Source organism: Staphylococcus sp. HMSC072H03 (assembly GCF_001809305.1).
Classification (GTDB): domain Bacteria; phylum Bacillota; class Bacilli; order Staphylococcales; family Staphylococcaceae; genus Staphylococcus; species Staphylococcus hominis.
Genome location: NZ_KV796883.1, coordinates 11,479 through 38,064 on the forward strand (window position 1 = coordinate 11,479; position 26,586 = coordinate 38,064).

The 26,586-nt window shown below is 32.3% G+C and carries 30 protein-coding genes and 1 pseudogene; 24 read left to right on the plus strand and 7 right to left on the minus strand.

Annotated elements, in window-relative coordinates:
• Positions 1-103 precede the first annotated feature (103 nt).
• The 5 genes and pseudogenes from HMPREF2578_RS06035 to HMPREF2578_RS11320 all read left to right on the plus strand — a co-directional run.
• Positions 104-1,486 carry an AMP-binding protein gene (locus HMPREF2578_RS06035; RefSeq protein ID WP_070508310.1) on the plus strand — a complete coding sequence of 461 codons (1,383 nt, stop codon included), beginning with the start codon at positions 104-106 and terminating at the stop codon, positions 1,484-1,486.
• A complete protein-coding gene (locus HMPREF2578_RS06040; protein ID WP_070508358.1) occupies positions 1,486-2,631 on the plus strand; it encodes a thiolase family protein in 1,146 nt (381 codons plus the stop codon). The genes HMPREF2578_RS06035 and HMPREF2578_RS06040 overlap by 1 nt, the downstream gene beginning before the upstream one ends.
• Entirely contained in the window at positions 2,600-2,980 is a 381-nt protein-coding gene (locus HMPREF2578_RS06045) for a hypothetical protein (protein WP_016931405.1), read from the plus strand. The genes HMPREF2578_RS06040 and HMPREF2578_RS06045 overlap by 32 nt, the downstream gene beginning before the upstream one ends.
• Entirely contained in the window at positions 2,970-3,233 is a 264-nt protein-coding gene (locus HMPREF2578_RS06050) for a hypothetical protein (protein WP_019834876.1), read from the plus strand. The genes HMPREF2578_RS06045 and HMPREF2578_RS06050 overlap by 11 nt, the downstream gene beginning before the upstream one ends.
• 98 nt (positions 3,234-3,331) lie before the next feature.
• A pseudogene (locus tag HMPREF2578_RS11320) lies at positions 3,332-3,457 on the plus strand (hypothetical protein); the annotation flags it as partial.
• A gap of 241 nt (positions 3,458-3,698) precedes the next feature.
• Here the strand turns inward: HMPREF2578_RS11320 and vraX are convergent.
• Together vraX and thiD are read right to left on the minus strand one after the other, a co-directional pair.
• Entirely contained in the window at positions 3,699-3,860 is a 162-nt protein-coding gene (gene vraX, locus HMPREF2578_RS11135) for a C1q-binding complement inhibitor VraX (protein ID WP_017176053.1), read from the minus strand.
• Between the two features lie 437 nt (positions 3,861-4,297).
• Positions 4,298-5,128 carry a bifunctional hydroxymethylpyrimidine kinase/phosphomethylpyrimidine kinase gene (gene thiD, locus HMPREF2578_RS06055; protein ID WP_002455702.1) on the minus strand — a complete coding sequence of 277 codons (831 nt, stop codon included), beginning with the start codon at positions 5,126-5,128 and terminating at the stop codon, positions 4,298-4,300.
• Positions 5,129-5,269: 141 nt separating this feature from the next.
• On the opposite strand from thiD, the gene HMPREF2578_RS06060 reads away from it, so the two are divergent.
• The 4 genes from HMPREF2578_RS06060 (at position 5,270) to HMPREF2578_RS06075 (ending at position 8,222) form a co-directional block, all read left to right on the plus strand.
• The gene (locus HMPREF2578_RS06060; protein ID WP_002488583.1) at positions 5,270-5,929 is read left to right on the plus strand and encodes a uracil-DNA glycosylase; all 660 of its coding nucleotides are present in this window, start codon (positions 5,270-5,272) and stop codon (positions 5,927-5,929) included.
• The gene (locus HMPREF2578_RS06065; protein WP_070508311.1) at positions 5,930-6,280 is read left to right on the plus strand and encodes a DUF5327 family protein; all 351 of its coding nucleotides are present in this window, start codon (positions 5,930-5,932) and stop codon (positions 6,278-6,280) included. It begins immediately after the preceding gene.
• Between the two features lie 33 nt (positions 6,281-6,313).
• Entirely contained in the window at positions 6,314-6,682 is a 369-nt protein-coding gene (locus HMPREF2578_RS06070; protein ID WP_095324338.1) for a DUF423 domain-containing protein, read from the plus strand.
• 70 nt (positions 6,683-6,752) lie between these two features.
• Positions 6,753-8,222 carry an APC family permease gene (locus HMPREF2578_RS06075; protein ID WP_002488598.1) on the plus strand — a complete coding sequence of 490 codons (1,470 nt, stop codon included), beginning with the start codon at positions 6,753-6,755 and terminating at the stop codon, positions 8,220-8,222.
• Between the two features lie 56 nt (positions 8,223-8,278).
• Here the strand turns inward: HMPREF2578_RS06075 and HMPREF2578_RS06080 are convergent, their stop codons facing one another.
• The 3 genes from HMPREF2578_RS06080 to hemQ form a co-directional block, all read right to left on the minus strand.
• The gene (locus tag HMPREF2578_RS06080) at positions 8,279-8,731 is read right to left on the minus strand and encodes a threonine/serine exporter family protein (protein WP_002448879.1); all 453 of its coding nucleotides are present in this window, start codon (positions 8,729-8,731) and stop codon (positions 8,279-8,281) included.
• Positions 8,732-8,743: 12 nt separating this feature from the next.
• Positions 8,744-9,511 carry a threonine/serine exporter family protein gene (locus HMPREF2578_RS06085; RefSeq protein WP_029376813.1) on the minus strand — a complete coding sequence of 256 codons (768 nt, stop codon included), beginning with the start codon at positions 9,509-9,511 and terminating at the stop codon, positions 8,744-8,746.
• A gap of 432 nt (positions 9,512-9,943) precedes the next feature.
• Positions 9,944-10,693 carry a hydrogen peroxide-dependent heme synthase gene (hemQ, locus tag HMPREF2578_RS06090; protein ID WP_002488567.1) on the minus strand — a complete coding sequence of 250 codons (750 nt, stop codon included), beginning with the start codon at positions 10,691-10,693 and terminating at the stop codon, positions 9,944-9,946.
• Positions 10,694-10,863: 170 nt separating this feature from the next.
• On the opposite strand from hemQ, the gene pta reads away from it, so the two are divergent.
• From pta to HMPREF2578_RS06120, 6 genes are all read left to right on the plus strand, one after another.
• Complete coding sequence (gene pta / locus HMPREF2578_RS06095; protein ID WP_070508312.1) at positions 10,864-11,853, plus strand: phosphate acetyltransferase; 990 nt, start codon at positions 10,864-10,866, stop codon at positions 11,851-11,853.
• The gene (locus HMPREF2578_RS06100) at positions 11,853-12,689 is read left to right on the plus strand and encodes a lipoate--protein ligase family protein (RefSeq protein ID WP_029376812.1); all 837 of its coding nucleotides are present in this window, start codon (positions 11,853-11,855) and stop codon (positions 12,687-12,689) included. The genes pta and HMPREF2578_RS06100 overlap by 1 nt, the downstream gene beginning before the upstream one ends.
• 412 nt (positions 12,690-13,101) lie before the next feature.
• Entirely contained in the window at positions 13,102-14,025 is a 924-nt protein-coding gene (gene mvk, locus HMPREF2578_RS06105) for a mevalonate kinase (RefSeq protein WP_048761238.1), read from the plus strand.
• 4 nt (positions 14,026-14,029) lie between these two features.
• On the plus strand, positions 14,030-15,013 hold the full coding sequence (gene mvaD / locus HMPREF2578_RS06110) for a diphosphomevalonate decarboxylase (RefSeq protein ID WP_070508313.1): 984 nt from the start codon (positions 14,030-14,032) through the stop codon (positions 15,011-15,013).
• A gap of 12 nt (positions 15,014-15,025) precedes the next feature.
• Positions 15,026-16,102, plus strand: coding sequence for a phosphomevalonate kinase (locus tag HMPREF2578_RS06115; RefSeq protein ID WP_017176049.1), 1,077 nt, complete (start codon positions 15,026-15,028; stop codon positions 16,100-16,102).
• A gap of 176 nt (positions 16,103-16,278) precedes the next feature.
• Complete coding sequence (locus tag HMPREF2578_RS06120; protein WP_017176048.1) at positions 16,279-16,620, plus strand: YuzB family protein; 342 nt, start codon at positions 16,279-16,281, stop codon at positions 16,618-16,620.
• Positions 16,621-16,681: 61 nt separating this feature from the next.
• Here the strand turns inward: HMPREF2578_RS06120 and merA are convergent, their stop codons facing one another.
• Both merA and hypR read right to left on the minus strand, forming a co-directional pair.
• Positions 16,682-18,004, minus strand: coding sequence for a hypothiocyanous acid reductase MerA (gene merA, locus HMPREF2578_RS06125; RefSeq protein ID WP_017176047.1), 1,323 nt, complete (start codon positions 18,002-18,004; stop codon positions 16,682-16,684).
• On the minus strand, positions 17,991-18,431 hold the full coding sequence (gene hypR / locus HMPREF2578_RS06130; protein WP_002488600.1) for a redox-sensitive transcriptional regulator HypR: 441 nt from the start codon (positions 18,429-18,431) through the stop codon (positions 17,991-17,993). Before hypR ends, merA begins: the two co-directional genes overlap by 14 nt.
• Before the next feature lie 156 nt (positions 18,432-18,587).
• On the opposite strand from hypR, the gene HMPREF2578_RS06135 reads away from it, so the two are divergent.
• The 9 genes from HMPREF2578_RS06135 (at position 18,588) to HMPREF2578_RS06170 (ending at position 26,579) form a co-directional block, all read left to right on the plus strand.
• Positions 18,588-19,523: an aldo/keto reductase gene (locus HMPREF2578_RS06135; protein ID WP_017176046.1), complete on the plus strand. Its 936-nt coding sequence runs from the start codon at positions 18,588-18,590 to the stop codon at positions 19,521-19,523.
• 148 nt (positions 19,524-19,671) lie between these two features.
• Complete coding sequence (locus HMPREF2578_RS06140; protein ID WP_017176045.1) at positions 19,672-20,208, plus strand: flavodoxin family protein; 537 nt, start codon at positions 19,672-19,674, stop codon at positions 20,206-20,208.
• Positions 20,209-20,302: 94 nt separating this feature from the next.
• The gene (locus HMPREF2578_RS06145) at positions 20,303-20,779 is read left to right on the plus strand and encodes a GNAT family N-acetyltransferase (protein WP_002488589.1); all 477 of its coding nucleotides are present in this window, start codon (positions 20,303-20,305) and stop codon (positions 20,777-20,779) included.
• 57 nt (positions 20,780-20,836) lie between these two features.
• Positions 20,837-22,141, plus strand: coding sequence for an HD domain-containing protein (locus HMPREF2578_RS06150; RefSeq protein ID WP_172952303.1), 1,305 nt, complete (start codon positions 20,837-20,839; stop codon positions 22,139-22,141).
• Between the two features lie 72 nt (positions 22,142-22,213).
• Positions 22,214-22,720 (plus strand): YwhD family protein, encoded by a 507-nt coding sequence (locus tag HMPREF2578_RS06155; RefSeq protein ID WP_070508314.1) that lies wholly within the window; start codon positions 22,214-22,216, stop codon positions 22,718-22,720.
• 546 nt (positions 22,721-23,266) lie between these two features.
• Complete coding sequence (locus HMPREF2578_RS11140) at positions 23,267-23,407, plus strand: hypothetical protein (protein ID WP_017176041.1); 141 nt, start codon at positions 23,267-23,269, stop codon at positions 23,405-23,407.
• Between the two features lie 369 nt (positions 23,408-23,776).
• The gene (locus HMPREF2578_RS06160) at positions 23,777-24,193 is read left to right on the plus strand and encodes a YwiB family protein (RefSeq protein WP_017176040.1); all 417 of its coding nucleotides are present in this window, start codon (positions 23,777-23,779) and stop codon (positions 24,191-24,193) included.
• The gene (gene argS, locus HMPREF2578_RS06165; protein ID WP_070508315.1) at positions 24,190-25,851 is read left to right on the plus strand and encodes an arginine--tRNA ligase; all 1,662 of its coding nucleotides are present in this window, start codon (positions 24,190-24,192) and stop codon (positions 25,849-25,851) included. Before HMPREF2578_RS06160 ends, argS begins: the two co-directional genes overlap by 4 nt.
• Before the next feature lie 80 nt (positions 25,852-25,931).
• Positions 25,932-26,579, plus strand: coding sequence for an endonuclease III domain-containing protein (locus HMPREF2578_RS06170; RefSeq protein WP_070508316.1), 648 nt, complete (start codon positions 25,932-25,934; stop codon positions 26,577-26,579).
• Positions 26,580-26,586: the final 7 nt, after the last annotated feature.

Genomic DNA, 26,586 nt, shown 5'->3' on the forward strand with positions numbered 1-26,586 from the left:
TTGTTAGTTAAAAGAACTAATAGTTAGAGTGATTTTTTTATGTGTTATATTCTATATAATGTTAATATAATAATTAATATAGTTAACATTTAGAGAGGGTCATATGTTAGAAATACTAAATAAATTAAATCACTATTCAGTAGAACAACCAGATATGATTGCACTATCGTTCGAAGAAGATGTATTGACATATCAAGAACTTTATACAGCAATACAGCAATTAAAATCAGTCTTCATGCATTTACCGAAAGGGTCCCGAGTAGGATTGTTAAGTAAAAGTCCTTTACATAATATGTTGAATTATTTTGCAATATTAGAGCAAGGAAGTATTCCATGTTTTTTAGATGATCAATGGTCTGAAGTAACAATTCATCAACTGATTGAAACGTATCATATTGACTATCTTGTTGATGAACAGCATAGACTGATAAAGACAACGTCTTCTGAAACATATCCAACATATTTAAATGAGCAGTCACAAGTCCATCAACTATTACATATTGGTTTTACATCTGGGACAACAGGGTTACCTAAAGCATATTATCGAAATGAACCATCTTGGCTTGCGTCATACAAAGAAAATGAAAAGCTACTTCGTCATAAAGAAAACATACTTGTAGCACCGGGACCACTTGCACATTCATTGTCTTTATACACTTGTATTTATGCGTTATATACAGGGAGAACATTTATTGGACAAACCCGTTTTAATGCGACTAAGCTCGTTAGCAAAATGAAACAACAAACAACAAATAGTGCATTATTTCTTGTTCCAACAATGCTACATGCAATAACAAAAATAAATCACGATCACCTACATTTAACGACTATTTTAAGTAGTGGGGCGAAACTCTCTTCTTCGTTGTTTAAGCGTATAGCCGAAACATTTCAGCATGCTAATATTATTGAATTTTTTGGAACGTCAGAAGCAAGTTTTATTAGTTATAACATTAACCGTAAAGCTTCTGTTGATTCAGTGGGATACATATTTCAAAATGTAACGATTGGTTTAGAGGAAAAAGACAAGAATCATATAGGGTTATTAAATGTAAAAAGTAATATGATATTCTCTGGATATGTAAATCAATCTGTCGTATTACCTGAAACATGGATTAAAACAGGCGATTACGCTTATATTAAAGATAATCAATTATATTTAGTGAGTCGTCAAAATGAACGATTAATTATTGGAGGTAAAAATGTTTATCCTCAAGTTATTGAACAAATGATAAAAAATATTGATGGAGTAGAAGAAGCAATTGTTATAGGAGAACCGCATCCACGTTTTGGGGAAATAGCGGTTTTACTATATACAGGATCGATAGAACTTGAGTACCAAACTGTGAGACAACATATTATGAAAGTTCTATCACGATATGATGTACCTTCCAAATTGATAAAAGTAGACAGTATGCAATATACCCAAAGTGGCAAAGTTGCTCGAAATAAAATGCGTACTGCCTATGTAAAAGGAGACTTTAAATGATGAACCAACCGGTCATTATATGGGCGAAACGTACACCTTTTGGCAAATACGGTGGGAAATTGAAACATTTAGAACCCGAAACATTACTCATGCCCTTATTTGAAGAAATGAATTCAACTTTTCCTAAAATAATACCTGATATCGATGATGTAGTGATTGGAAATATCGTAGGTAATGGTGGAAATATTGCTCGTAAAGCCTTATTAGAAGCAGGTCTAGCTGAGAGTATTCCAGGTGTTACAATGGACCGTCAATGTGGGTCAGGGTTAGAAAGTATTATATATGCATGTCGAATGGTTCAAGCTGGTGCAGGTCATATTTATATAGCTGGAGGAGTAGAAAGCACGAGTCGTGCTCCTTGGAAGATTAAACGGCCTCAATCAGTGTATGATACCCAATTACCAGAATTTTATGAGCGTGCCTCTTTTGCACCAAAAGGTCAAGATCCAAGTATGATAGAGGCAGCTGAAAATGTTGCGCAATATTATCATATTACGCGTAAACAACAAGATGCCTTTGCGATACGTAGTCATCATCTCACACATCAATATTATAAGAATGGAAGTATAAGTAATGAAATTGTATCTTTAAACATCAAAGGTCATTTATTTGATAAAGATGAAAGTATTAAGCCAACACTTACTGAACAACGATTAAATCGATTACGTCCTTTACTAGCTAACGGAACAGTAACGGTTGGAAATAGTTGTATGAAAAATGACGGCGCTGCGCTTGCACTCGTTATGAATCAAGAAACGGCATTACAATACGGAATATCAGAGGGAATGATGTTTACAGATGCAGTGACAATAGGTGTCAATCCGAAACGACTCGGTATTGGACCAGTACCTGCCGTAACAAAATTACTTAAAAAACAAAATTTAAAAATAAGTGACATTGATGCAATAGAACTTAATGAGGCATTTAGTTCACAAGTTTTATCTTCAATTCAAGAGTTAAAATTAAATATTAATCAAGTCAATCAGTGGGGGGGAGCCATTGCGTCTGGTCATCCTTATAGCGCAAGTGGCGTAGCATTAATCACTAGGTTATTAAATATGACACATTGGAAGCGGGGAGTTGCTACGATGGGGATTGGAGGAGGAATGGGGAATGCGATACTCTTCGAACGATGGGGCTTGTGAGAAAATAGAAATATATTTTAGTGAACAAGAAGTAAGAGCGTATTGCGAAGTAGTTGAAAGAACGTATAAAGGCGTGGTGCCTTTACTCATGTGTGCAAACGTCTGGCCAAAATTTAAGTTGTTTCAAAAGTTTGAACAAGAACATATTCTTCTTGTGCGAACAACATGTGAAGAATTTGAACCATTAAAATGTAGGCTAAAATACGAGGCGTACTTAACACATAAAAGTACGAAAAAGTTTAAAACATATATCCAATATATCTACGAGTTAAAAATATATAAAGATAATAGACAATGTATATTTATTAGGCAAACGTTTATAAAAAAGGAGGTAAATGATGAAGTTTAGTCATGATAAAGTAAGTCATTACCTTCGACTTGTTAATGATAAAAATGAGCTTCATTCAACCATTGTTCCTGGTCAACTGGTAGTGGATTGTGTATTAGCGTATTTTCAAATAGAGTGGACACAATTTAATGTTAAGTATAAAAGGACTATAGATATAGATGAAGAAGTGACCTTCAAAAAAGTGAGTCATAATGAAATAAACGTCTTTGGTTTAAATGGTGAAGAAAAAATAGTTATTGTTAAGAAATCTTAATTTTTCTTGATGATAACTATTTTTATTTTTGGTTATTAGTATTTATATTTTTTAATCATTTATTAATTATGTAACATACAAGTGGAGAATTTATATCCATGAATGTTAATAAAGATAAAATGAACATAGTTAGTGCTCAAAAAGCGAGAAAAACTGTTTTCGCAACAAGTATTGGTAATGCTATGGAGTGGTTTGAATTTGGTGTCTATGCCTATATTACAGCATAAATAAAACGATAGCGTTAATGTTAGTATAACTTAAAGTTTCTCTCTAAGTTTCCAAAAGGGGACATTCTTGGCTAACATTAACGCTATTTTATTAGGGTGAGCTTTTGAATAATTAATGACTTTTTAAAGTTTTGAGTATTAGGGGCATCTTAACTTTAAAAAAGATTTTGAAATATTCGTTTGTTTTCGTATTCAATTACGAAAAACACTTTTTAATTTTTGAAATGTGATGAATAACTTAATTCATGTTATCAACGTCACTTTCTAGTAGAGAGAGCAATTTATAGATGTCATTTTTACTAAACGTTTCATCGAATTTTACCGTAATCGTCTTGAAGGTCTTTGTAATGATTTCGTATATTGGGATACCGTTTTCTATATTTTGCTTGTAGATAATCATGTTGTTAATTCCTCCTTTGTCTCTCTACACTTAATATAGTAATGGATTTGATTATAAAAAACATGAGTCTATGGTACTAACTTTTATTGCAACGGACTGTGTAGAGCATACTACGACTAAATGCCTAGAAGATATAAGAAAAGCTTTTAATCTTAGTGTGACCAAACTATTATACACAAGATTAAAAGCTTTAGAAGTGCTTATATTTCTTTAAAAAATGCAGTACAGACAGTAGCTGATTGAATTGAAAGTACGCTGATGAGCTTCTTTCAACTCTAATGCTGGGGCCCCGACAAAGAGACTTTCAAAAAGAAAGTCAACGATGAACGCGAGTTGGGGCGTCGGGGAAGGACAATGAAATCTAATTAAGGGTTACAAAAGACTAGTGTCTTTTGCATAAGAAGTACTAGCATTTTTTTCAAAAATGCAGTACTTCTTTAAACTTCTTTGACGTCGACGTCGATGTGTTCTACGCGGTTATATGCGCCGTGATCAACTGGGCCTACAAAGTCATTCATTTTCCAACCATTTTTAATTGCTGATGCCACAAATGCTTTAGCGCTAATAACAGCTTCTTTAGGTGATTTACCATTTGCCAAGTAAGCTGTTGTAGCTGCTGCAAATGTACAACCTGCACCGTGGTTATAACTTTGTTGGAACATATCAGTTGTTAATTGATAATATGTTTGACCATCATAATATAAGTCATAAGATTTATCTTGATCTAATGCTTTACCACCTTTAATAATAATATGTTGAGCACCTTGATCATAAATAATTTTTGCAGCTTTTTTCATATCTTCAATTGACGTTAATTTACCTAATCCAGATAATTGACCAGCTTCAAATAAATTAGGTGTTACGACCGTTGCTTTAGGTAATAAATATTTAATCATTGCATCTGTATTTCCTGGGTTAAGTACTTCGTCTTCCCCTTTACATACCATAACTGGGTCTACTACGAAATATTTTGCACCTGATTGTTCAAATGCTTCGCCAGCACGTTTAATGATTTCTTCAGTTCCAAGCATACCTGTTTTAACAGCATCTGGACCAATTGAAATGACTGTTTCTAATTGTTTTTCGAATACATCCATTGGAAGTGGTGTCACATCGTGAGACCAAGTTTCTTTGTCCATTGTTACAACAGCTGTTAAAGCTACCATACCGTAAGTGTTTAGTTCTTGAAATGTTTTAAGGTCGGCTTGCATACCTGCGCCAGCGCTTGTATCAGAACCGGCAATTGTTAATACTTTTTTTAATGCCATGTATTATCACTCCTGTCAATTATTTACATCTTTATTTATCATATCATGTAACTCAACTATTGTTCTAGCATGAAGATAGTAAGGCGATTTATATCACGTTCCAAAGGGGTCATATGTTAAAATAGAAGTGAGGTGAAAACGATGGAATGGTCAGACATTTTTCATGACATTACAACAAAACATGATTTTAAAGCAATGCATGATTTTTTAGAAAAAGAATATACGACACAAATCGTCTATCCAGATAGAGAAAATATTTATCAAGCTTTTGATTTAACACCATTTGAAGATATTAAAGTTGTTATTTTGGGTCAAGATCCATATCATGGACCTAACCAAGCACATGGGTTAGCATTTTCAGTTCAACCCAATGCTAAATTCCCACCATCTTTAAGAAATATGTATCAAGAATTAGAAGATGATATCGGCTGTCATAGAACTTCTCCACATCTACAGGACTGGGCACGTGAAGGTGTTCTGTTATTAAATACTGTATTAACTGTACGTAAAGGTGAAGCACATTCCCATAAGGACATTGGATGGGAAATATTTACAGATGAAGTCATTAAAGCTATTTCAGATTATCGCGAAGATGTTGTCTTTATCTTATGGGGAAAACCTGCGCAGCAAAAGATAAAATTAATTGATACAGCAAAGCATCATATCATTAAATCTGTTCATCCAAGTCCATTATCTGCTTATCGAGGTTTCTTTGGGTCTAAACCTTATTCTCGTACAAATGATTATTTAGAATCTAAAGGTAAAACGCCAATACAATGGTGTGAAAGTGGGGAATCTTAATTGAACAAAGAACAATTAATTCAACTTATAGAACACGAATTAGTGCAGGCAGATGAAGCTCAAGATGAACAACAGTTTGAAAAGCATATGTATGCGATTCATACTTTAACATCTCTTTATTCCGATGTTTCAAAACGACCTTCTAAAAAATCAAAACATGATTTTACTAATATTGTAACTTCTGAATCTTCGTTTTCAAATAAGCCTTCAAATCATTCAGCGATTACTGCTGCAGAAATTGAAGCGATGGGTGGTAAAGTTCCACAAACAATGAAGCATCAAACTAAATCGTCTAATATGATGGTGACGGATGATGAAATTGGAAATGGTGAATCAATATTTGATTTTTAATTAAAATTAAGTTAGGAGAACTAAAATATTATGATGAAAGTATTTATAATTTTAGGTGCATTGTGTACGATGATGTCTGTTGGTACGGGCGCATTTGGTGCACATGGACTTGAAGGAAAACTCTCTGATAAATATATGTCAGTATGGGAAAAAGCAGTGAATTATCAAATGTATCATGGTCTAGGATTAATTATGATTGGCATCATTAGTGGTACAACTTCTATTAATGTGAATTGGGCAGGATGGCTTCTGTTCTTTGGTATTGTTCTATTTAGTGGCTCATTATATATTCTTGCATTGACTCAAATTCGTATTTTAGGAGCTATTACACCAATAGGGGGCGTACTCTTTATTGTGGGATGGTTAATGTTAATTATTGCAACATTTAAATTTGCTGGATAATAATATTTTATATTTTGGTTAGTAAACTCACCTTTTTGGGTATGTTAAGTACCTGAGGTGAGTTTATTTTATGAATAATAAAAATCGAGAGATAGATAGAGGAGATTTAAAACAAAATCTCTCTGAAAAATTTGTTTGGGCGATTGCTTATGGCTCGTGTATCGGATGGGGAGCATTTATACTACCCGGTGATTGGATTAAACAATCAGGTCCGATTGCTTCATCTATTGGTATTGTCATTGGTGCTTTATTGATGATATTAATTGCTGTAAGTTATGGCGCATTAGTCGAACGTTTTCCTGTGTCAGGCGGTGCATTCGCGTTTAGTTATTTAAGTTTTGGAAGATATGTGAGTTTCTTTTCATCATGGTTCTTAACATTCGGTTATGTTTGTGTAGTAGCGTTAAATGCGACAGCATTTAGTTTATTAATTAAGTTTTTACTGCCAAACATTTTGAATAATGGAAGGTTATATACGATTGCTGGATGGGATGTTTACATAACAGAAATAGTTATTGCTACGGTATTATTATTAGTATTTATGTTTATTGCAATTCGTGGTGCAAGTGTTTCTGGTACACTCCAATATTATTTTTGTATAGCAATGGTCATTGTTGTTGTGCTTATGTTTGTAGGTTCATTTTTCGGAAATAACTTTTCGTTAAGTAACTTACAACCTTTAGCAAGTAAAGAACTTGGATGGTTTAATTCCATTATTATGATTGTAGCTATTGCACCATGGGCTTATGTGGGATTTGATAATATTCCACAAACAGCAGAAGAGTTTAATTTCTCGCCAAATAAAACGTTCAAACTGATTGTATACAGTTTATTAGCGGCAGCTTTAACTTATGTCATTATGATTTTATACACAGGGTGGTTGGGTACGAATAATGCGAATTTTAACGGAAATTTATGGTTAACAGGCGCTGAAACACAAACTGCTTTTGGTTATATTGGCTTAGGAGTATTAGCGATTGCTATTATTATGGGGATTTTTACTGGATTAAACGGATTCTTAATGAGTTCAAGTCGATTACTATTCTCAATGGGGCGTGCTGGTATCATGCCTAAAGCGTTTAGTAAATTACATCCAAAATATAAAACACCATATGTAGCCATTATCTTTTTAGTAGCTATTACTTTAATTGCGCCATGGTTAGGACGTACCGCATTAACATGGATTGTTGATATGTCTTCAACAGGTGTATCTATTGCTTATTTTATTACTTGTTTATCTGCTGCTAAGCTATTTAGTTACAATAAACAAAGTAACACGTATGGTCCTATTTATAAGACCTTTGCTATTTTGGGTTCTATTGTTTCATTTATCTTTTTACTTTTATTATTAGTTCCAGGATCACCAGCTTCACTTTCAATGCCTTCATATATTGCATTGGGTAGTTGGTTAGTGATTGGTCTTATTTTCTTTGTAGTTCGATACCCTAAATTAAAAAATATGAATAATGACGAATTAAGTCGTCTGATTTTAAATCAATCAGAACGAGAAGTTAAAGAAATGATACAAGATAAAAAATAATATACGTAAACGCGAGAGATGAGGGTTAATTACCAACAATCTCTCGCGTTTTATTGTTATATACGTTTACGTCGTCGAGCGAAACCAGAAACGATGATTTTTGAAATTTGATCTGCGAATAATAATCCTAATGCAATCGCACCAGCGATAAGTGTGACTTCGAGCATTGTGTTGATTGCTTTACCAAATTGTAATAAGACTAGATTTTTAGTTGCATCAAAAGCAAGTCCACCAGGAACTAATGGAATAATACCAGTAACCATGAAAATGATTGCAGGTTCACGTTTTTTACGAGCCATGTAATGACTGATTAAACCCAATGTAAAGCTACCGAAAAAACTTGAATAAATCGTATGTATATTCAAACCTTGGTAGAATAAAATATATACCATCCATCCACAAGCTCCAACAAAACCACACGATAAATACAGCTTTCTAGGAGCGTCAAAGATTACACAGAAAAAGAGAGAAGCTGTATAACTAAATATAAAATTAAATAACCAAAACATTTATGCGTACTCCTAAACTAATATTAATATCGAACCTACGCCGGCACCAATACCAAATGCGGTGACAAGTGCTTCTAAAGACTTAGTGGTAAACATCATCATATGACCACCAAATAAATCTTGTATAGCATTCGTAATCAGTACTCCAGGTACAATAGGCATGACTGCAGCAATAATAATAGTAGCTAAATCACCACTTGGCGCTAACCAATGACCGAATACTGCGATAATACCAATAACTAAGGATCCGACGAATTCTGGAATAAATTGTGCGTGTAATCGACGATCTAGAATTTCAACAACCAGATACCCAATACTACCTGCAAGTAGAGCAGTAATCACATCGATAAATTGGCCACCTTGCAAATATAGGAAACTAATTGCAATAATGGCAGCAGCAATCCCTTTAAATGTTAAGCTACTATCTCGTTTTGCAATATATATTTTTTCTAATCGCTCTTTTGCATCTTCTAAAGAGATATCCCCTTTTGTGATTAATCGTGATATTTCATTTGCTTGTGAAATTTTAATGAGATTAGTATCACGGGAATTAATTCTAAATATTCGGGGGTAAGATTCGTTATGTAAAGTAAATTGAATGACTGTATTTGTAACGAAGCTATTGCTTTCAGGATATCCTAGTTTTCGGGCAATACGTGTCATCGTATCTTCTACACGTGTTCCTTCCGCGCCAGATTCAAGTAATATACGTCCAGCCATCATGACGACGTCTTTGATTAAAGTTTCATCTATATGTTCTTGTTTATTTGTATTTTCCATTTCATCACCATTCGTTAAGATGTAATCATTATTATAGTAGAAGTACATGAAAATAACTACCTTATATTATAAAACTTAACAATCATAATATGATTACCATTATACCTCAATAGTAGGTAAATATATTTTAATGAAAATAAAATTTAATGTTAAAAAACAATTAATTTATAACAATAATGTTTCAGAACATTACAATTCGGTTAAATAATAATAGTTAACAAGTCAAAATTGTGCTGGGTAGCGACAGCACTTTTGTGATTTGTTAATGTTCAGAGTAGTAATGAAGTTCTCCCAAACCATACTACTTGAAGTACACTTTGTAAAAAGTGTACTTTATCTCGGAAACTAATTGTCTTATATAAATATATTAATTTATTGAAAAATGGAGCAAAGACTGGCGTTTACTATGCTAGTCTTTGCTCCATTTATATATTAAATTGCAAAAAATTGATCGAAATGATCAGTAGTTAAAATATGGCCGATATAGAAACTACCAAAGTCGCCATAGCGAGCAGTCGTTTCATCAAAACGCATTTCATAAACAATTTTCTTGAATTGTAGAACATCATCTGAGAATAATGTGACGCCCCATTCAAAATCATCAAAACCTACTGAACCAGTAATAAATTGTTTAATTTTACCAGCGAATTTGCGTCCAATCATACCATGGTTATACATTAGTTTTTTACGATCTTCCATTGGTAACATATACCAGTTATATGTTTCATTACGACGTTTATCCATTGGATAGAAACAAATATATTCTGTTCTAGGCAATTCTGGATATAATCTTGCTTTAATATGTGGATTTTCATAAGGATCTTCGTCTGATTTACCGGCTAAATAGTTACCTAACTCAATCACAGATACATATGAATAAGTTTGAATGAAGAAATCAGCAATTCTTAATTTATTTAATTCATTTTCAATTTCATTCAATTCTTTCATTTCTGGACGTAAATACCATAATAAAATATCTGCTTTTTGACCTGTAATATTATATAAAGCATAATCTCCAGCTTGTTTTTCTCTGGCAGTGGCTTTATTTTTGATAAATACTTTAAATTCATTAATCATTGCTTCGCGCTCATCTTCTGGCACCAATCTAAAAGTTGCCCAATCGACAGCGTAAAATAAATGAAGGCTATACCAACCATCTAATGTTTCAGCTGCTTCACTCATATCTATCGCTCCTTTAACTATATTTTCTATCAATACAGATTAAATTTTATCATAAAGAGAATTGTCACACATACTTAAAAGATTACAAATTAATGAAATAGAAATATTAAAAGAAATAAAGTATAATTAAGGTGAAAATACTATTATTTAAAAAATTTGAGGAGGGCATTATGTCTAGTTTATTAGATGTATTACAAGAAAAACTTTCAGGAAAAAACGTTAGAATTGTATTACCGGAAGGTGAAGATGAACGAGTATTAACAGCGGCTACAAAGTTACAAGCAACTGACTATGTTACACCTTTAGTATTAGGTAATGAAGAAAAAGTAAATACTTTAGCTCAAGATAAAGGATTAGATATCTCTAATATTCAAGTTATCGATCCTTCTAAAAGTGATTTGAAACCTGAATTAGTCAAATCTTTCGTAGAACGTCGTAAAGGTAAAGCTACTGAAGAACAAGCTCAAGAATTATTAAACAATGTCAACTATTTCGGAACAATGTTAGTATACGCTGGTCATGCTGATGGATTAGTAAGTGGTGCTGCACATTCAACTGGAGATACTGTCCGTCCTGCCTTACAAATTATTAAAACAAAACCTGGCGTATCTAGAACATCTGGTATCTTCTTTATGATTAAAGAAGATAAACAATATATATTTGGTGATTGCGCTATCAATCCAACATTAGAATCTTCTGATTTAGCAGAAATTGCCGTAGAAAGTGCAAAATCAGCAAAAAGTTTTGGTATGGACCCACGTGTTGCTATGTTAAGTTTCTCAACTAAAGGTTCAGCTAAATCAGATGATGTAGAAAAAGTCGCTAACGCAGTAAAATTAGCACAAGAAAAAGTGGAATCTGAAGGTTTAGATAATGTAGTGGTTGATGGAGAATTTCAATTTGATGCTGCGATTGTACCTGCAGTTGCAGAGAAAAAAGCACCTGGAGCAAAAATTCAAGGTGACGCAAATGTATTTGTATTCCCAAGTTTAGAAGCAGGTAATATTGGCTACAAAATTGCACAACGTTTAGGTGGATTTGAAGCGATTGGTCCAGTTTTACAAGGTCTTAATTCACCTGTAAATGATTTATCTCGTGGTTGCTCTACTGAAGACGTTTATAACTTATCAATTATTACTGCTGCTCAAACATTACAATAATGGATTTAGCGAGTAAGTATTTTAATGACATTCATTGGCGCTATATAGACCATTCTTCAGGTTTAGCGCCAATGCAGTCATTTGCATTTGATGACACGTTTTCAGAAAGTGTAGGAAAAGATATATCTTGTAACGTTGTAAGAACATGGATTCACCAACACACTGTCATTTTAGGTATACATGATTCACGTTTACCATTTTTAAAAGACGGTATTCAATACTTAACTGACGAGATCGGTTATAATGCAATCGTTAGAAATTCTGGTGGTCTTGGGGTTGTATTAGACCAAGGTGTTTTAAATATTTCGCTTATTTTTAAAGGACAGACTGAGACAACCATTGATGAAGCATTCACAGTTATGTATTTACTTATTTGTAAAATGTTCGAAAATGAAAATGTAGATATAGATACTAAAGAAATAGAGCATTCATATTGTCCTGGAAGATTTGATCTAAGTATTGATGGAAAAAAATTTGCTGGTATTTCACAACGACGGGTACGTGGAGGTATTGCAGTTCAAATTTATTTATGTGTTGAAGGCTCTGGTGAAGAAAGAGCTGAAATGATGCATGAATTTTATCAACGTGCCTTGAAAGGTGAAGTTACAAAATTTAAATATCCGGATATTAAACCAGAATGTATGGCATCTTTGGAGACATTACTTCATCGAGACATTAAAGTTCAAGATGTGATGTTCCAATTACTTTATGCGATTAAAGACTTAGGTGGTCAGCTAAATATGGATCCAATTACAGAGGATGAGTGGCAACGTTATGAAGGATATTTCGATAAAATGATTGAACGTAATGAGAAAATGAATCGTTCCTTAGATTAAAATAAGATAAAAGGGAGTAAGAAAAATTCTAAGTGAATTTTAGCTTACTCCCTTTTTAGCATGCAATCATACAACTAAAGTATATATTTACCTTCAAAAATATAAAAATTGCTACATTCTTATTATTTTTTATAGTAATATAGATGAGGTGGATTCATTTAAGAACGATAATTTAACCATAATTATGTTGATTATAACATTTTTTAGGATATAAATATTTCAAAGTTTTGAACTATTTTTGACAAAGTTTTATACTATTTATTGATGTATTAACACAAATGCAAGATTTGAAGTAAATGAGTATAAACATATGTGTGACATGACATGTACAAATGTATAAATATGTTCAATTTTAAAACAACATTAATGAATGTTGAAATCATTTTAGAAAGAATATTAAAGGTGAGAGATCATGGTACGACGTGGCTATGGAGAATCTAACGGAAAAATTATATTGATTGGTGAGCATGCTGTAACTTTTGGCCAGCCAGCAATCGCCATTCCATTTACTTCAGGAAAAGTAAAAGTGCTTATTGAAAGCTTAGAAAAAGGTAATTATTCAGCAATTCAGAGTGATGTTTATGATGGTCCTTTATACGATGCACCTGATCATTTGAAATCACTTATTACACACTTCGTAGAAAGCAAACATGTTGAAGAACCATTGTTGATTAAAATTCAAGCTAATTTACCACCTTCTCGAGGTTTAGGTTCGAGTGCAGCAGTAGCAGTAGCTTTTATAAGAGCAAGTTATGATTATTTAGAATTGCCGCTATCTGATAAAGAATTACTAGAAAATGCAGACTGGGCTGAACGCATTGCTCATGGTAAACCAAGTGGTATTGATACAAAAACGATTGTAACGAATCAACCCGTTTGGTATCAAAAAGGAGAAGTTGAAATTTTAAAGTCTCTTGATTTAGATGGCTATATGGTTGTTATTGATACAGGAGTTAAAGGCTCTACAAAACAAGCAGTTGAAGATGTACATCGTTTATGTGATAACGATGAGTCATATATGAATGTCATTGAACATATTGGCTCTCTTGTTTATTTAGCTAGTGATGCAATTAACCATCATAGCTTTGATCAACTTGCTAATATATTTAATCAATGTCAAGACGATTTAAGAACATTGACAGTCAGTCACGATAAAATCGAAACTTTACTCGAAATTGGAAGACAACATGGTGCAGTAGCTGGTAAATTAACTGGTGGTGGACGAGGTGGTAGCATGTTAATTCTAACTAAAGAAGAAGTGACTGCTAAAACTATTGTTGCAGCAGCCGAAAAAGATGGAGCACAACATACTTGGATTGAAAAGTTAGGAGGATAAATCTTTGAAAAAAAGTGGTAACGCACGCGCCCATACGAATATTGCTCTAATAAAATATTGGGGAAAAGCAGATGAAAATCTAATTATTCCTATGAATAATAGTTTATCAGTGACATTAGAGCGTTTCTATACAGAAACACGTGTAACGTTTGATGATTCATTAACAGAAGATCAACTTATTTTAAATAAAGAAGCTGTTAATGCTAAAGAAAGTGCTAAAATTCAACGTTATATGGATATGATTCGAAAAGAAGCTGATATTTCAACGTATGCACTAATAGAAAGTGATAATTTTGTGCCTACTGCTGCTGGTTTAGCTTCTTCAGCTAGTGCATATGCAGCTTTAGCTGGTGCTTGCAATGAAGCGCTTGATTTAAACCTATCAGATAAAGATTTATCTCGCCTTGCTCGTCGTGGTTCTGGATCAGCATCAAGAAGTATTTATGGTGGTTTTGCTGAATGGGAAAAAGGTTATGATGATAAAACGTCTTACGCCCATCAAATTGAGTCAGATGGCTTCGAGAATGACTTAGCTATGATTTTTGTAGTTATTAACAATAAATCAAAGAAAGTATCAAGTCGTTCAGGTATGTCTTTAACTCGTGATACCTCACGTTTTTATCAATACTGGTTAGATCATGTAGAGGAAGATTTAAAAGTCACAAAACAAGCGATTGCCCAAAAAGATTTTAAACGAATGGGTGAAGTGATTGAGGCAAACGGTTTGAGAATGCACGCAACAAATTTAGGTGCACAGCCACCATTTACATATCTTGTGCCGGAAAGCTACGAAGCTATGAGAATTGTACATGAATGTAGAGAAGCAGGATTACCTTGTTATTTTACTATGGATGCAGGACCAAATGTAAAAGTTCTAATAGAAAAGAAACATCAACAAGCGATTGTGAATCAATTTTTAGAAGTATTTAATAAAGATCAAATTATAACAAGTGATATTACACACGCAGGAGTCGAAATAATTAAGTAGGGAAGAGATATAATGATTCAGGCAAAAGCGCCAGGAAAACTGTATATAGCGGGCGAATATGCTGTAACCGAGCCGGGATATAAATCAGTGTTAATTGCAGTAGATCGTTTTGTCACGGCTGCTATTGAAGCTTCAAATGAAATCACAGGTACGATTCATTCTAAAACATTACACTATAAACCTGTCACATTTAATCGTAATGAAGATAAAATAGAAATATCAGATGTACATGCAGCCAATCAACTCAAATATGTAGTTACTGCTATTGAAGTGTTTGAGCAGTATGCGAAAAGTTGTAATATAAAATTAAAACATTTTCATCTTACTATTGATAGTAATCTTGCAGATGCATCAGGACAAAAGTATGGTTTAGGTTCTAGTGCTGCAGTTTTAGTATCTGTGATTAAGGTTCTAAATGAATTTTATGAAATGGAGTTATCCAATCTTTATATTTATAAGCTTGCGGTTATTTCAAATATGAGATTACAAAGTTTAAGTTCATGCGGAGATATTGCTGTTAGTGTTTATAGTGGATGGCTTGCCTATAGTACGTTTGATCACGAATGGGTAAAACAACAAATGAAAGAAACATCTGTAGATGAAGTATTAGAAAAAAACTGGCCAGGTCTTCATATAGAACCTTTACAAGCGCCTGAAAATATGGAAGTTCTCATAGGATGGACCGGTTCTCCTGCTTCGTCACCTCACTTAGTAAGCGAAGTCAAGCGTTTAAAATCTGACCCTATTTTTTATGGTAAGTTTCTTGATCAATCAAATACGTGTGTGGAAAATTTAATCTATGCTTTTAAAACGAATAATATAAAAGGTGTACAAAAAATGATTCGTCAAAATCGTAGTATTATTCAGCAAATGGATAAAGAGGCTACGGTTGATATTGAAACAAAAAAATTAAAATTATTATGTGATATTGGTGAACGTTTTGGTGGTGCAGCAAAAACTTCTGGAGCTGGTGGAGGAGATTGTGGCATTACAATTATCGATAATAGAGTTGATAAGCACTCTATTTATGAAGTATGGGAAAAAGAGGGAATTAAACCTTTGAAATTTAAAATATATCACGGACAATAAGACTACTATTATGATGAAGCGAGACATTTTATTAAGAAAATATATGTCTTGCTTTTTATTTATAGCAAATCTTTTTTAGTGCTTGAATTTTTAATTAAAAAGAGTAAAATAATTAGAGTTGTAATAAATGAATGGAAGTCAATATGAGAGAAAATAATGTAAAGGTGGGTAGCGAAGTGAAGAATAAATTTTTGATTTGTGACGAATGTCAGGCAGTTAACTTAAAATCATTAAAGAAAAAATTAGAAAAATTAGATCCTGATGCTGAAATTGAAATAGGCTGTCAGTCATACTGTGGTCCAGGTCGTCGTAAGACATTTGCTTTTGTTAATAATCGCCCACTTGCTGCATTGACTGAAGATGAACTTATGGAAAAAGTGACTGCACAATTAAAAAAACCACGTGATCCTGAAGAAGAAGAACGTTTGAGAAAACGTAATGAAGAACGTAAGCGTCGTAAAGAAGAACAAGATAGAAAATTAAAAGAAAAATTAGCAAAGCGTAAAGCAAATAAATAATAAATATCGATGATAAAGAAGCTCGTAAACTCATTTAAAAATGGGTTTACGAGCTTTTTTATTAAATATTAAATAAGTCATTAAATGATTCAGCTATTGTTGGATGAGTATAAATATTATCGCGTAATACTTGATAAGGAATATGTTGATCGATAGCAAGTTTAATTAAATTAATAATTTCTTCAGAACCTTTACCATATAAAGTAGCACCTAATATTTCATTATTATCTTTATTGATTACAACTTTGAAAAGACCGCGACCATCGTTATTAATTTTGTGTTTTGGTATAGTATTAATAAATAAAGTGTTTTCAACGTAATTATAATTTAATTGTTGTGCTTCTGAAGCGGTGATACCAACACGAGAAAGTGGTGGATCGATAAATACTGTATAAGGGATAATACCACGATTTTCAGTATGTCGTGAACGATCACCGAACAATTCAGATTTCAAGATTCTAAAGTCATCTAAAGAAATATAAGTGAATTGTAATCCACCTTTTACATCTCCGGCAGCATAAATATGTGATACAGAGGTTTGTAGATGGTTGTTTACTTTTATTTCTCCGTGAGTGCCTAACTCAATATCTGTATTGTTCAGAGCTAAATCTGTATTTGGTACACGTCCCGTAGCAAGTAAGATTGCATCACCAGTAAAGTTTCCTTGTGAGGTTTCAACTGTTGTCAAATCACCTTCATTTTTTAATGCTTTTGTTTCAACATTAGTAATTAAACGTACGCCTTTATCTTTAAAATCATTAATCATGTGTGTGACTATTTCTTGATCTTCTCTGGCCATAAATTGTTTATTATATTCTAGTACAGTTACGTTTGTACCAAAGCTTTGAAACATTGAGGCAAATTCTAATGCAATATATCCTCCACCAATAATCACTAATTCTTTAGGTTGATAAGAAATATTTAATAGTCCTTTTGAATCATATACATTTTGTGCTGAGTCTATACCTTCAATATTTGGAATATTAGATTTTGCACCTGTATTAATTAAAATTTTATCTGCTGTCAGTGTTTGAACTAACTTACCATTTTCATCAATTAATTCTACTTCTGTATTAGATTTAAATTGTGCTTTAAAGTTTAACAAGGTAATATTTTCATCATTTTCTAAGTTTAAATAGTTTTTTTGATTTAATGCTTTGACTACTTCTTTTTTTCTTGAAAAGGCAGTTGAAAAATCGACATGTTTAATACCATCATTAACAAGCACTTTAGATGGAATACAGCCATGGTTTATGCATGTACCGCCATAGCTTTCTGTAAACTGTTCAATTAAAGCAACCTGTTGTCCTTGTGATGATGCATATTTGGCAAGTGTTTTTCCGGCTTTACCAAAACCAATAACGATTAAATTATAATGTGTCATATGTTGTATCCTCCTGAAGTGTATCATTAATTACATCATTAATTGTGAGGGTATCATAAAAATTTAAAATAACACGATGTTCCTTTTGATTATAGTGTGACATGGTCTTTGCTATGTTTCTTGATATTTCACAATCGCTCTGCTCATGACCTGTGAAAATACGCTGTTGGCTATCTTTTTCAAGCACAAATATACGATATAGTACTGATAGTTTAATGCTAGCAGTTGAATGATTTGCACTATATCCACCATTTTTACCACGGGAAGTATTAATAAACTGGTATTGATTTAAAACAGTAGTCACTCTACGTAATTGAACTGGATTGAGGCAAGTTAATTTTGCTAAAGATTGACTACTGAATTGTTGGTTGTCGTGCTTTACTAAAAAACTAAGTACGTGAACGGCAATGTTAAATTCTAAATTCAAATGATGCACCTCCTAAATGTAACTTTATTAGTTACATTTAAATATAAAATAAAACATATGTCAAATTTAATGTTTTAAACACTACTGAATGAATTTATCATTACTAATCGGGTAAACTATAAATAGAAACTACATTTTTAAGGAGTGGTGAATATCATGGCAGAATTTGTACAATTAGGAAAATCTGATGTTCATGTATTTCCAGTTGCATTAGGTGCAAATGCAGTCGGAGGACATAATTTATATCCCAATTTAGATGAAGAGCAAGGAAAAGATGTCGTTAGAAAAGCTATTGATAATGGTATTACTTTAATTGATACTGCGTTTATTTATGGACCTAAACGCTCAGAAGAACTTGTAGGAGAAGTTGTAAAGGAATATCCTCGTGAAAAAGTTCAAATTGCAACTAAAGGATCACATGTTATTAAAGATAATGGCGATGTTGTTCAAAATAACCAACCTGATTATTTAAAACAACAAGTTGAAGAGAGCTTAGAACGCTTGCAAGTGGATTATATTGACTTGTATTACATTCATTTTCCTGATGAGGATACACCAAAAGATGAAGCTGTGGCAGCATTACAAGAACTTAAAAAAGAAGGAAAAATTAAAGCAATAGGTGTTTCAAACTTTACGTTAGATCAACTTAAAGAGGCGAATAAAGACGGATATGTGGATGTTGTTCAATTAGAATATAATTTACTACATCGTGAAAATGAAGAAGTAATGAAATACGCAGCTGAAAATGATATTACTTTTGTACCATATTTCCCATTAGCTTCTGGTATTTTAGCTGGTAAGTATGAAGAAAATCAAACTTTCGATGATCATCGTGCAACTCGTCGTGATTTCCAACCAGAAGTGTTCAATGATAACGTACGTCGAGTAAAAGAATTATCAAGTATTGCTGAAACTCATAATACAAGTATTGCTAATATTGTATTAGCATTCTACTTAACACGTCCATCACTTGATGTTGTTATTCCTGGTGCGAAACGTGCTGATCAAGTTGTAGAAAACATTGAAGCAGCAAATATTGAACTGACTGAAGAAGAAATTAAGAAAATAGATGATTTATTCCCAGTTGAATAAAGTACGTTAAATAAAAGTAATAATGGCTCCTACACCGTTTATATAGGTGTAGGAGTTTTTATTATAAATAAAAGTAAAAAGATGGGGTACATAATAAGTAAATAGAAAAAACACATTAATAATATAAATTAAAAAAGAGGTAAGATACATGATTACTGTATTATTTGGTGGAAGTCGTCCACAAGGAAATACTGCTCAATTAACACAATATGCTCTAGAAGGAAAACAATATAATTGGATTGATTTAACACAATATCATTTTAAACCTGTAAGAGATTATAGACATGAATCAAAGCAAATTGAGTCATACATAGATGATTATCAATTGATTATTGACCAAGTGCTTGAAAGTGATACAGTTATTTTTGCATCACCTGTGTATTGGTATAGTGTGTCAGCATCTGTAAAAGCATTTATCGATCATTGGTCAGAATCATTAATCGATCCTAAATATCAGGATTTTAAAACTAAAATGTCTAACATTGATTTTAGATTAATCTTAGTTGGGGGAGATTGTCCGAAAGTAAAAGCGAAACCTTGCATTAAACAGTTAGAATATAGTTTAGATTTTCTCGGAGCAAAACTAAATGGTTATATTATTGGTACAGCAGAAAGACCTGGAGATGTTATGAAAGATGTATATGCTCTAGAAAGAGCACAGGAATGGAATGCAGTACTGTCTTAATAAGATGCATCTTAAAGTTGAGTGAAAGCGTTTATTAATATACTATGATATAATTTTGTTATTAAATTACAATAAAATGTCAGGAGAATGAAGCATGTATACAGTTAGAAAAGCGACAACTAATGACGTTATAGCAATAAGAGATGTAGCTACAAAAGCTTGGTATAATACGTATTTAAATATTTATGCAGTATCAACAATTAATGAATTATTAGCAGCTTCGTATAATGAACACCATTTAAAAAAGCGATTAGAAGATCAACTTTTTTTAGTTGTTGAAGAAAATAATGAAATTGTAGGATTTGCTAACTTTATCTATGGTAAAGAATTATACTTAGCCGCACATTATGTTCACCCAGGTGTACAACATAAAGGTTATGGAACAAGTTTACTTGAAGAAGGATTACATGAATTTGAAAATGAATATGATACGGTCTTTTTAGAAGTTGATAATAAGAACAAAGAAGCTATTCATTATTATCAACATCATGGTTTTGAAATAGTTCGTTCATATCAACCAGAAATGTATGGTGAACAATTAGATTTAGCATTAATGAAGAAAGTATTATAAGAATTAATCAACTTAAATTCATATTACTACTGATGAAAGCAAGTATGAAAGAGGAGGATGAACTTGACACAATCATCTTATGTAACTAAAAAATTAGCTGAAGAAAAAGTATTTAAAGATCCAATTCATAAGTATGTTCATGTTAAAGATCAACTAATATGGGATTTAATTAAAACTAAAGAATTTCAGCGCTTGCGTCGTATTAAGCAATTAGGTACATTATACCTTGCCTTTCATACTGCAGAACACAGTCGTTTTGGACACTCTTTAGGAGTCTATGAAATTGTAAGACGTATGATTGATGAATCATTTGTTGGGCGTGAAGCATGGAATAATAAAGATCGCCCCCTTGCTTTATGTGCAGCTTTATTACATGATTTGGGTCATGGGCCGTTTTCACATAGTTTTGAGAAGATATTTAATACGGATCACGAAGCGTTTACTCAAGAAATTATTACTGGAAACACTGAGGTTAACGAAGTATTAAGTAGAGTGTCTGAGACCTTTCCTCAGGAAGTAGCCGATGTTATTAATAAAACGCATAAAAATAAATTAGTCATTTCCATGATTTCATCTCAAATTGATGCTGATCGTATGGACTATTTGCAACGTGATGCTTATTTCACCGGTGTATCTTATGGTACATTTGATATGGAGCGTATACTTCGATTAATGAGACCATCAAAAGATGAAGTACTTATTAAAGAAAGTGGTATGCATGCTGTAGAAAATTTTATTATGAGTCGTTACCAAATGTATTGGCAAATCTATTTTCATCCCGTAAGTCGTGGTGGAGAAGTACTATTAAATAATTGTCTTAAGCGAGTCAAACAGCTTTATAAGGAAGACTATCAATTTAAAATGTATCCAAAAGAATTTATTCCATTTTTTGAAGGTACAATGACAATTGATCAGTATGTAGAATTAGATGAAGTAACTGTATTATTTTATTTGAAGAAATGGATACATGAAGAAGATGAGATCTTAAGTGATTTAGCGCGTCGATTTATTAATCGTGATCTCTTTAAGTATATTCCATTTGATGGTTCGATTATTACAATTACTGAATTACAGGATTTATTTATTGAAGGTGGCATTGACCCGGAATATTATTTTGTTAGTGAAGCATTTTCAGATTTACCATATGATTATGATCGACCTGGTTCTAATCGACAACCCATCCATTTGTTAAGACGAAATGGTAGTATTAAAGAAATTAGTAGCCAATCGTTAGTCATTTCAAGTATTACTGGTATTAATCGAGAAGACTATAAACTATACTATCCTAAAGAAATGATTCTTAATATTAAAGATTCGGAAGTGAAAGGTTCAATTATTAATTTATTGAATGAATTAAATTAAATATTTGATGATAATATACGCTATGATTTAATAGCGAGTGTGAAAAGGTAAAGAAGTATTGGAGGAATCATCGTGGCAGAAAATAAAGGGTTTAAATTTAATATTATAAAAAATGATCCTCTAGATGGTCATAAAGGTACAAATATAGGAGCGATTAGTTTAGATAATATTGCACCTGTATTTATCGATATTGCAAATAAAGAAGCATTTGTTGATATTGGCGGTATGCATGCACGTGCGGAAGTAGAAAAAGGCGTAAAGTGGATTACTGATAAAGAATCAGTGGAAGGTCCAGAGGCTAAAGAATATTGGTTATGTTGGGTGACTACTGAACGTGGTGAAAATGGTCCTTATTACGCGGGCGTCACTGCATGTTATTTACTTGTAAATAAAAGTATTCGTCGAGGTTATAAGAGTATGCCAGAACATGTCAATATGATGGATAAGTCTATGAAACATCAAGTTATTATTGATCAAATTGGTGGAGAAAATAAAAAAGTATTAAAAGATTTTTTAATATCCCATAATGAAACAATGTGGAATAACTCAAACGAGGCGTTATTTAAGGCATTTGATTAGAAAAAACTTGAGACACTCAGCAGTGCATATTCAATGACTGAGTATCTCGAGTTTTTATTTTTTTAAAGTATCTCCAACATTATAAAACTGATAAACTGATTTCATTACATTATGATAAATCTGTTGAAGAGATTGTTCAGTTTGTTTACTAATAACTCTTAAATCGTCATATTAAAATTTCTGCTTAAATTCGACGATTTAGACTTTAATCATATATCATTAATGGTAAATTACATTGAAGATGTACTCGAAGAGGCCAAGCGTGCAAGAGCCGAGCCTTTGTCTGAAACACATGATAATTCAACTTATGAAGGTACTAAAGACAGTAAAAGCGTTTATATCAAATCGCCTTTTAAGGCATTGATTGATTGCAAGCGATCCTTAATGGGTATTATTATCCAGAAGATAATGAAGCAAAAGTATTTATTTCTGGGAAATAAGGTACAGCTAATCTCATTTAGTTATTAAGAAATGTATAAAAATGTTATTTAATGATATAATTATTTAAAAGATTATATCTAATTTATGGAGTAAAGAGGACAACAAATGAAAAATATCTTATTATTTGTAGCATCAATCGGTTTCGGCATCATTTTCTTCTATAAATATAGAACACTTTTAGAAAAGTATCATTATGATATTGTTGAACTTGAATCAAAAGCAGACATATTAGAAAGAAAAAAGTAATACCATGATACTAATGGTGACATTCAAAACATAATAGGTTGGAAAAATAGAGTCTGAGACTTAAAACATAAGCGTCTTAGACTCTTTTTCATTACATAGAGGTAGATAATTAAATTAAAAACATAGGATACCAAGATTTTTTAATTGTAGCGGGGCCCCAACACAAAGACTTTCGAAGAGAAAGTCAACGGGTAACGTAAGTTGGGGAAAGGACTTAAATGGGACAATAAACGCAAAATGACTTTTGTTCCACTCTCGTTTTTATGATAACTATTGAACTAATGTTGATAGAATTTTGTTAACTTCAAGCGCTATAGGATTTATGCTATAATGTGGTGTAATATTTTAAAGATTAAGGTGAGTCAGACGTTGGATAAGAATATACACATTCAAACGAAACAAGTCTTAAAACAAAATGGAGAAAAACAAACATTTGAATTTTCTTCTCAAGGATCATGGCAACAAAAACATGCCGATTATATTCGATATCAAGAACAAATTGAAAGTGCAGTTGTTAATGTAACAATTAAAATTGAAGACAATGGCGTGAAGTTGATACGTAAAGGTGATATCAATATGAACTTACACTTCGTTGAAGGTAAGGACACTACAACACTTTACACTATACCAGCAGGACGCATTCCATTAATAGTAAGAACTAAGAGTATTTTACATTTTGTAAATGAAAATGGTGGAAAATTAAAAATACAATACGAATTACATCAAAATGACGAAAAAATGGGCTCATATCAATATGAACTTAAGTATAAGGAGATAGGCGAATGAATATTATTGAAAAAGTAAAGAAAACTTTAATACAAGAAATTGAAGCAAGTATTAAAAAAGCAAATCTAGCAGAAGATATTCCTGAAATTAAAGTTGAAATCCCTAAAGATACTAAAAATGGAGACTATTCTACTAATATTGCAATGGTCTTAACTAAAATTGCTAAACGTAATCCACGCGATATTGCTCAAGCTATTGTAGACAATTTAGATACAAGTAAAGCAAACGTAAAACAAGTAGATATCGCTGGTCCAGGATTTATCAACTTCTATTTAGATAATCAATATTTAACAGCTGTCATCTCAGAAGCAATTCAAAAAGGGGATAAATTTGGTTATGCGGAAGAACCAAAAAACAAAAAAATATTATTAGAATATGTATCAGCAAATCCAACTGGTGACTTACATATTGGACATGCTCGAAATGCTGCTGTAGGTGATTCACTAGCAAATATTTTAATTGCAGCAGGTTACGATGTAACACGTGAATATTATATTAATGATGCTGGTAATCAAATTACAAATTTAGCACGTTCAATTGAAACACGCTTCTTTGAGGCATTAGGGGATACAAGTCATGAAATGCCAGCTGATGGGTATAATGGTAAAGACATAGTCGAAATTGGTAAAGACTTAGCCAAAAAACATCCAGAAATGAAAGATTACTCTGATGAAGAACGCTTAAAAACATTTAGACAACTGGGTGTTGATTATGAAATGGATAAATTGAAAAAAGATTTATCAGATTTCAATGTTCATTTTGATAATTGGTTTAGTGAAACATCACTATACGAAAATGGTGCGATTGATAATACATTAGAAAAAATGCATGAGTTAGGCTATACGTATGAAGCAGATGGTGCCACTTGGTTACGTACGTCAGACTTTAAGGATGATAAAGATAGAGTACTAATCAAAAAAGATGGTAACTATACGTACTTTACACCTGATACAGCGTATCACTACAATAAAATTGATCGTGGCAATGATATTTTAATTGATTTAATGGGTGCAGATCATCATGGTTATATTAATCGTTTAAAAGCAAGTTTAGAAACATTTGGTGTAGATAGCGATCGTTTAGAAATTCAAATTATGCAAATGGTTCGTTTAATGCAAAATGGCGAAGAAGTTAAAATGAGTAAACGTACAGGTAATGCAATTACGTTACGTGAAATTATGGATGAAGTAGGCATTGATGCGGCGCGCTATTTCTTAACAATGCGTAGTCCTGATTCGCACTTTGATTTTGATTTGGAACTTGCAAAAGAGCAATCGCAAGATAATCCAATTTATTATGCACAATATGCACATGCACGTATTTGTTCAATTTTAAAACAAGCTAAAGAAAAAGGTATTGAAATAGACAAAAACGCTGATTTTAGTACCATTACAAATGAAAAAGCGATTGATTTGTTGAAGAAAGTAGCAGAGTTTGAGCCTACAATTGAAAGTGCTGCTGAAAGTCGTGCACCACATCGATTAACTAATTATATTCAAGACCTAGCTTCAGCATTCCATAAATTCTATAATGCTGAAAAGGTATTATCTGATGATATTGAAAAAACAAAAGCACATGTTGCTCTTATTGAAGCTGTTAAAATTACATTACACAATGCATTAGCATTAGTGGGTGTATCAGCACCAGAATCAATGTAATATAGATACTTTTAAGTTAAAAAGCACCTTTACGAATACTTATTTGTGAAGGTGTTTATTTTTTATAGAAAGGTAAAAAGATGTCAATGATGACTACAGAACAACTTTACAAAGCATTATTAAAACATATGGGGCCTCAAGGATGGTGGCCAGCAGATACACGTGAAGAGATGATATTAGGTGCTATATTAGTTCAAAATACAAACTGGAATAATGCTGCACTTTCTCTTAGACGGCTGAAAGAAGCAACCCATTTTGAACCGCAAAACATATTAAATCTGCCGATAGAAGAACTAAAAATATTAATCCGCTCTAGTGGTTTCTATAACAATAAATCAAAAGCAATTTCTACATTATTCAACTGGTTAAATCAATATCAGTTTGATTATTGCAAGATTAATGAAGTATATGGAGAACATTTAAGAAATGAATTACTTAAGCTACACGGTATTGGAAGTGAAACAGCAGATGTATTGCTAGTTTATATTTTTGAGAGGGTCGAATTTATTCCTGATCATTATACACGTCGATTATATAAAAAACTCGGTTATGCCAATACTGAGAATTACGATAAATTAAAAAGATATGTAGAATTACCTTCAAACTTTACAAATCAAGATGCAAATGAATTTCATGCTTTACTAGATAACTTTGGAAAAAATTATTTTAATGGTTCCATTGAACAAAGATATCATTTCTTAGATCCATATTTTACAAAAATGGATTGACCTTGAC

Coding starts and splice junctions, on each gene's coding strand:
- thiD (WP_002455702.1), bottom strand. CDS start 5,128: ATGGCATTAAAAAAAGTATTAACAATTGCCGGTTCTGATACAAGCGCT.
- vraX (WP_017176053.1), bottom strand. CDS start 3,860: ATGATTATCTACAAGCAAAATATAGAAAACGGTATCCCAATATACGAA.
- pta (WP_070508312.1), top strand. CDS start 10,864: ATGTCTAGTTTATTAGATGTATTACAAGAAAAACTTTCAGGAAAAAAC.
- HMPREF2578_RS06145 (WP_002488589.1), top strand. CDS start 20,303: ATGTATACAGTTAGAAAAGCGACAACTAATGACGTTATAGCAATAAGA.
- argS (WP_070508315.1), top strand. CDS start 24,190: ATGAATATTATTGAAAAAGTAAAGAAAACTTTAATACAAGAAATTGAA.
- HMPREF2578_RS11140 (WP_017176041.1), top strand. CDS start 23,267: ATGAAAAATATCTTATTATTTGTAGCATCAATCGGTTTCGGCATCATT.
- HMPREF2578_RS06070 (WP_095324338.1), top strand. CDS start 6,314: ATGAAAGTATTTATAATTTTAGGTGCATTGTGTACGATGATGTCTGTT.
- HMPREF2578_RS06135 (WP_017176046.1), top strand. CDS start 18,588: ATGGCAGAATTTGTACAATTAGGAAAATCTGATGTTCATGTATTTCCA.
- HMPREF2578_RS06080 (WP_002448879.1), bottom strand. CDS start 8,731: ATGTTTTGGTTATTTAATTTTATATTTAGTTATACAGCTTCTCTCTTT.
- HMPREF2578_RS06115 (WP_017176049.1), top strand. CDS start 15,026: ATGATTCAGGCAAAAGCGCCAGGAAAACTGTATATAGCGGGCGAATAT.
- HMPREF2578_RS06100 (WP_029376812.1), top strand. CDS start 11,853: ATGGATTTAGCGAGTAAGTATTTTAATGACATTCATTGGCGCTATATA.
- hemQ (WP_002488567.1), bottom strand. CDS start 10,693: ATGAGTGAAGCAGCTGAAACATTAGATGGTTGGTATAGCCTTCATTTA.
- HMPREF2578_RS06085 (WP_029376813.1), bottom strand. CDS start 9,511: ATGGAAAATACAAATAAACAAGAACATATAGATGAAACTTTAATCAAA.
- HMPREF2578_RS06140 (WP_017176045.1), top strand. CDS start 19,672: ATGATTACTGTATTATTTGGTGGAAGTCGTCCACAAGGAAATACTGCT.
- HMPREF2578_RS06150 (WP_172952303.1), top strand. CDS start 20,837: ATGAACTTGACACAATCATCTTATGTAACTAAAAAATTAGCTGAAGAA.
- HMPREF2578_RS06045 (WP_016931405.1), top strand. CDS start 2,600: ATGCGATACTCTTCGAACGATGGGGCTTGTGAGAAAATAGAAATATAT.
- HMPREF2578_RS06050 (WP_019834876.1), top strand. CDS start 2,970: ATGAAGTTTAGTCATGATAAAGTAAGTCATTACCTTCGACTTGTTAAT.
- mvk (WP_048761238.1), top strand. CDS start 13,102: ATGGTACGACGTGGCTATGGAGAATCTAACGGAAAAATTATATTGATT.
- HMPREF2578_RS06060 (WP_002488583.1), top strand. CDS start 5,270: ATGGAATGGTCAGACATTTTTCATGACATTACAACAAAACATGATTTT.
- HMPREF2578_RS06035 (WP_070508310.1), top strand. CDS start 104: ATGTTAGAAATACTAAATAAATTAAATCACTATTCAGTAGAACAACCA.
- merA (WP_017176047.1), bottom strand. CDS start 18,004: ATGACACATTATAATTTAATCGTTATTGGTTTTGGTAAAGCCGGAAAA.
- HMPREF2578_RS06075 (WP_002488598.1), top strand. CDS start 6,753: ATGAATAATAAAAATCGAGAGATAGATAGAGGAGATTTAAAACAAAAT.
- HMPREF2578_RS06040 (WP_070508358.1), top strand. CDS start 1,486: ATGAACCAACCGGTCATTATATGGGCGAAACGTACACCTTTTGGCAAA.
- HMPREF2578_RS06170 (WP_070508316.1), top strand. CDS start 25,932: ATGTCAATGATGACTACAGAACAACTTTACAAAGCATTATTAAAACAT.